The organism is Rahnella perminowiae, from assembly GCF_019049755.1.
In the GTDB taxonomy this organism is placed as follows: domain Bacteria; phylum Pseudomonadota; class Gammaproteobacteria; order Enterobacterales; family Enterobacteriaceae; genus Rahnella; species Rahnella perminowiae.
The window spans coordinates 1-5,541 of the sequence record NZ_JAFMOS010000344.1 but is presented as its reverse complement, the minus strand read 5'-3'; the positions used below and the strand labels follow the sequence as shown (position 1 = coordinate 5,541).

Below are 5,541 nucleotides of genomic sequence, written 5' to 3'. Positions count from 1 at the left end.
TATAAGAGACAGATTCAAAAACATATAGCGAAGTTATTTTTCCGAGCAATAAGTATTTCCTGCCAATGTTGTGTTTTGCGATCCGAAGATAAGTTCGGCAGTTATAAGATTGCTTTTCACTCACTTTCTGTTCAGGAAGCACTTATCTGCCAGCACATCGAAGAGACAAATCGACCGTCCTTTTGGGCGGTTTTTTGGTGTCTTTTTTCTGCATTTACTGCCATTTATTCCCTTGTATGATCAGGGTTGTTGTGATGATCTGGAGGGCGAATCGGGATGAACAGCCGATCCGTCTGTGCTCAACGATTCAGCAAAGATTTAATGTTGCTTTTATGTGAACGAATTAACAAGCGGGCAAAATCCTGCTATGCTGCCCAGGCGCTAAAGGGCACTGTGCTCAGGTTCAGGACGTATAGTTTCAGAACAAGAAACCCTCTTACCCGCAGTGTCCCCGATTCATCAGACCGCTTGAATTCCCCTGTCCCTACAGGCATGACGCGATGCTGATGATGGAAGCCAGGCATAATAAATGACAATGAGAGCGAGGAGAAAGTCGTGCTAGAAGAATACCGTAAGCACGTAGCCGAGCGTGCTGCAGAGGGCATCGTCCCTAAGCCACTTGATGCTTCACAGATGGCAGCGTTGGTTGAGTCCCTGAAGAATCCGCCGCAAGGCGAAGAAGACACTCTGTTAGACCTGCTGATTAACCGTGTTCCACCGGGCGTCGACGAAGCCGCCTATGTTAAAGCCGGGTTCCTGGCCGCCGTCGCCAAAGGCGAAACTACCTCTCCGTTGGTCACTCCTGAAAAAGCTGTTGAACTGCTGGGCACCATGCAGGGCGGTTACAACATTCACCCGCTGATCGACGCACTGGATAACGACACGCTGGCACCTATTGCCGCGAAAGCGCTGTCCCACACGTTGCTGATGTTTGATAACTTCTACGATGTGGAAGAAAAAGCACACGCGGGCAACGAACACGCGAAAAAAATCCTTCAGTCGTGGGCGGATGCCGAATGGTATCTGTCGCGCCCGCAACTGGCCGAAAAAATCACCGTCACCGTGTTTAAAGTGACCGGCGAAACCAATACCGATGATTTGTCACCTGCTCCGGATGCCTGGTCCCGTCCAGATATTCCTCTGCATGCGCTGGCAATGCTGAAAAATGAACGTGAAGGCATCCATCCGGATCAACCGGGCAGCGTCGGTCCGATCAAACAAATCGAAGAACTGAACAAAAAAGGCTTCCCGCTGGCTTACGTGGGTGACGTTGTCGGTACCGGTTCTTCGCGTAAATCAGCGACCAACTCCGTGCTGTGGTTCATGGGTGATGACATTCCTCATGTGCCAAACAAACGCGGCGGCGGTGTGGTGCTCGGCGGCAAAATCGCGCCAATTTTCTTCAATACCATGGAAGATGCCGGTGCCTTACCGATCGAAGTGGACGTGTCTAACCTGAACATGGGCGATGTTATCGACATCTATCCGTATAAAGGTGAAGTGCGTCATCACGAAACCGACGAAGTGCTCGCCACTTTCGAACTGAAAACCGACGTACTGCTCGACGAAGTGCGTGCAGGCGGTCGTATTCCATTGATCATCGGCCGTGGTTTAACCACCAAAGCCCGTGAATCGCTGAAATTACCGCAGAGCGAAGTGTTCCGCATTGCGAAACCTGTCGCTGCAAGCAACAAAGGCTTTTCGCTGGCACAGAAAATGGTGGGCCGCGCCTGTGGCGTTGCCGGTGTTCGTCCGAACGAATATTGCGAACCAAAAATGACATCGGTGGGTTCTCAGGACACTACCGGTCCGATGACCCGCGATGAACTGAAAGACCTGGCGTGTCTGGGCTTCTCCGCCGATCTGGTGATGCAGTCATTCTGTCATACCGCGGCGTATCCTAAGCCGGTTGACGTGACCACCCATCACACGCTGCCTGATTTCATCATGAACCGTGGCGGTGTTTCACTGCGCCCGGGCGATGGCATTATTCACTCCTGGCTGAACCGCATGCTGCTGCCTGATACAGTTGGCACCGGCGGTGACTCCCATACCCGTTTCCCGATTGGGATTTCTTTCCCGGCGGGTTCCGGTCTGGTGGCCTTTGCGGCAGCGACCGGCGTGATGCCTCTTGATATGCCGGAATCCGTTCTGGTGCGTTTCAAGGGCAAAATGCAACCGGGCATCACCCTGCGTGATCTGGTGCATGCGATCCCTTACTACGCGATTAAAGAAGGCCATCTGACCGTTGAGAAGAAAGGTAAGAAAAACCTCTTCTCTGGCCGTATTCTGGAAATCGAAGGCTTGCCGGAACTGAAAGTAGAACAGGCATTTGAACTGGCGGATGCGTCTGCAGAGCGTTCAGCGGCAGGTTGTACGATCAAACTGGATCAGGCACCGATCAAAGAATACCTCAGCTCTAACATTGTGCTGCTGAAGTGGATGATCTCTGAAGGTTACGGCGATCGTCGTACCATCGAGCGTCGTATCAAAGGCATGGAAGAGTGGCTGGCGAATCCTACCCTGCTCGAAGCGGATGCGGATGCCGAATACGCGGCTGTGATCGAAATCGATCTGGCGGACATCAAAGAGCCAATCCTTTGTGCGCCGAACGATCCGGATGATGCGCGTCTGCTGTCTTCCGTACAGAACAGCAAAATCGATGAAGTCTTTATCGGTTCGTGCATGACTAACATTGGTCACTTCCGTGCGGCCGGTAAACTGCTCGACAGCCATAAAGGCGCGTTACCAACCCGTCTGTGGGTTGCACCACCGACTAAAATGGATGCGGCACAGCTGACTGAAGAGGGCTATTACAGCGTCTTTGGTAAGAGCGGTGCGCGTGTAGAAATTCCGGGCTGTTCACTGTGCATGGGTAACCAGGCGCGTGTGGCTGACGGTTCTACCGTGGTTTCCACGTCAACGCGTAACTTCCCGAACCGTCTGGGCAATGGCGCTAACGTCTATCTGGCCTCAGCGGAACTGGCCGCGGTGGCGTCCCTGCTGGGTCGCCTGCCAACACCGGAAGAATATCTCGGTTATATGGCAGAAGTGGATAAGACTGCGGTGGATACCTACCGTTATCTGAACTTCGACAAACTGAGCGAATATACGGATAAAGCTGACGGTGTGATCTTCCAAACCGCAGTCTAAATCGCTATATTTGCGCCAGTGTTGAAAGGGAGCTTCGGCTCCCTTTTTTATTGTGATTTTTCCAGAGGACTGCGCCATGGATTACGATTTTTTACGCGACATCACCGGTGAGGTCAAAGTGCGTTTTTCAATGGGCCACGAAGTGCTGGGCCACTGGCTGAATGAAGAAGTGAAGGGCGACCTGAGCGTGCTCGATCACGTTGAAGCCGCGCTGAGTGAGCTGAAAGGCAGCGAACGCCAGACGCAAATGGTTGGTCATGAATACACGCTGTTGTTAGCCGACGATGAGGTGATGATCCGCGCCAATCAGCTGGATTTCGACGGTGATGAGATTGAAGAAGGCATGAGCTATTACGACGAAGAGAGTCTGGCATTTTGCGGTGTCGAGGACTTCCTGCAAGTCCTCGCTAAATACCGTTCTTTCGTGACGACCTATCGCTAAAACTTATTTACCCCGCGAGGCGGTCCAGCAGAGCAGCGAACCGCCGACTACCATCAGCACCCCCGGCCAGAAACTCGCGCCCGGCAATGTGTGCAGCCATAATCCGGCAATCAGAATCGATGACAGCGGCGTGAAGTACGACAACGCGGCCACCAGCGTCGCATTGCCTTTTTTCATCGCGATATCCCAGCACTGATACGAAATGGCCGTCACCGCGCCCATTGCCAGCAGTTCAAGAATCGCCGGTAATCTCAGGCTGATGCGGTTCGATGAATAGGTAAAGTACAGCACCCACAGCACGGCACCGGTCGCCAGCAGAAACAACGGCAGCACGCCTTTACCTTTACACAATACGCGCACCAGATTGGAATACAGCGCCCATGAAACGGCAGCACCCAATGCCAGACCATAAGCCACCGGGTTGCCGTGCACATTGCGCATTAGCTGATGAATATCCAGCCCGTGACCGCCGCTGATCGCCCATAACACGCCTGCAAACGCCAGTACTGCCCCCGGCCAGATCCACCAGCGTACGCGCAATTTCAGCAGCGGTACCGCAAACAGCAGCGTCAGACTTGGCCATAAATAATTGATCAACCCGAGTTCCAGCGTTTGTTGCCGGGTATGCGCCAGACCAATCGCCAGCGAAAACGCCACCATATAAAAGATAAACAGCAGACCGCAGATGATCAGATAGGCCGCAGATTCGCCGCGCAACGTTGGCTTGCCGCCGACCATCCAGACTAAAATCCCACTGACAGTATAAATTGACGCGGCCGCGCCAAAGGGCCCCAGAGATTCGGACAAACTGCGGGTGAGCGCCACGCTCATACTCCACAATAAAATGGCGAGAACGCCACACAGCGTTGCAAAACGATCCATAAGAAAGGTAAGCCTCTGGAAAAGGAGGCTTTTAAGATAAGCGATTGTCCCGGTTATTTACACCGGAACAATCCGCTTGAGGGGCGCTGAGTTGCTGAAATCATCAGAAGTAGAAACCGACTTCCAGACCCACGGTGGAAGTGGTGGTCGCGGGCTGATAATAACCGACGGTACGTCCGTTCAGATCACCTTGTTTCTCGTCCGACTTACCGTATTTCTGATGCACATAACTGGCTTTCACAAAAACATCTTTGTTGATATTCCAGGTCAGGCTGGTAAATGGCGAAAGCCTGGATTTCGGCTCCAGCCAGACCGAGCCCTGATTGCTGTGCGTCCAGGTTTTAATCGGATACAGCGCACCGCCTTCCAGACTCAGGCGTGAATCTGTGGTCATTTGCCAGTTCGCACCCAATGACGCTTTAGCGTAAGGTTGCACAGTCACTTCCACGGCGGTGTACTGCCGCGTGGCATTTTCTGAGGCGATATAAACATCATCAGAGCGGATATTTCTCAGCCATGCCTGGCCGCCAAGCGCGCCTTTCATATCGAAAGAAACACTGTCGGATGCCCGGTAACGGTAGCCGCGGGTCATGTCCGCACTGTAGCCGGTGTAATAGGTTTTGCCCTTGAGCGATCCGTTTTGCACGTTGGCCTGATCGTCAAGCGTACTGCCTTTATAACGGACGATCCCGAACATGACGCTCATGTCCCAGGCTTTTAATAAGCCGCTTTGCGTATCAAGATAATTATTGGATCCGAAATTAACGCGCAGGCGCGGGCCATGTTCAGCAACATATTTACCGTCCATATTATCGACGGATTCGTCCCACTTATAATATTCAGCACCGTAGCTCACATAGTGCCGCATCCCTTCAGTATTGCTGCTTAACAAATTTTCCCCGGCCCGGGAAACCCCGGAAACCAATAAAGAACTCGCGACCAGCAGGCTGGATACGGTCTTTAATTTAATCATTTTCATGTTTTATTTCTGCTTGCGGTGGATGGAGCTGTTTGCTTAGTAAGCAATGACGCGATGCTAATGGGCGGGCGGGGATAATTAAAGC

5 protein-coding genes are annotated in these 5,541 nt (G+C 52.5%); 3 read left to right on the top strand and 2 right to left on the bottom strand.

Translation table 11 applies throughout. The features are described from left to right. The 3 genes from J1785_RS03790 to yacL form a co-directional block, all read left to right on the top strand. On the top strand, positions 1 to 240 hold a 240-nt coding region (locus tag J1785_RS03790), incomplete at its 5' end, for a hypothetical protein (RefSeq protein WP_217218852.1). A gap of 315 nt (positions 241 to 555) precedes the next feature. Next, a complete protein-coding gene (gene acnB, locus J1785_RS03785; protein ID WP_129953173.1) occupies positions 556 to 3,153 on the top strand; it encodes a bifunctional aconitate hydratase 2/2-methylisocitrate dehydratase in 2,598 nt (865 codons plus the stop codon). Positions 3,154 to 3,229: 76 nt separating this feature from the next. Then, positions 3,230 to 3,595 carry a protein YacL gene (gene yacL / locus J1785_RS03780; RefSeq protein WP_129953172.1) on the top strand — a complete coding sequence of 122 codons (366 nt, stop codon included), beginning with the start codon at positions 3,230 to 3,232 and terminating at the stop codon, positions 3,593 to 3,595. Between the two features lie 3 nt (positions 3,596 to 3,598). On the opposite strand, the gene yddG is transcribed toward yacL, so the two are convergent. Both yddG and J1785_RS03770 read right to left on the bottom strand, forming a co-directional pair. Then, positions 3,599 to 4,477 carry an aromatic amino acid DMT transporter YddG gene (gene yddG, locus J1785_RS03775; RefSeq protein WP_217218851.1) on the bottom strand — a complete coding sequence of 293 codons (879 nt, stop codon included), beginning with the start codon at positions 4,475 to 4,477 and terminating at the stop codon, positions 3,599 to 3,601. A gap of 103 nt (positions 4,478 to 4,580) precedes the next feature. Beyond that, entirely contained in the window at positions 4,581 to 5,456 is an 876-nt protein-coding gene (locus J1785_RS03770) for a hypothetical protein (protein WP_129953170.1), read from the bottom strand. Between the last annotated feature and the right edge of the window lie 85 nt (positions 5,457 to 5,541).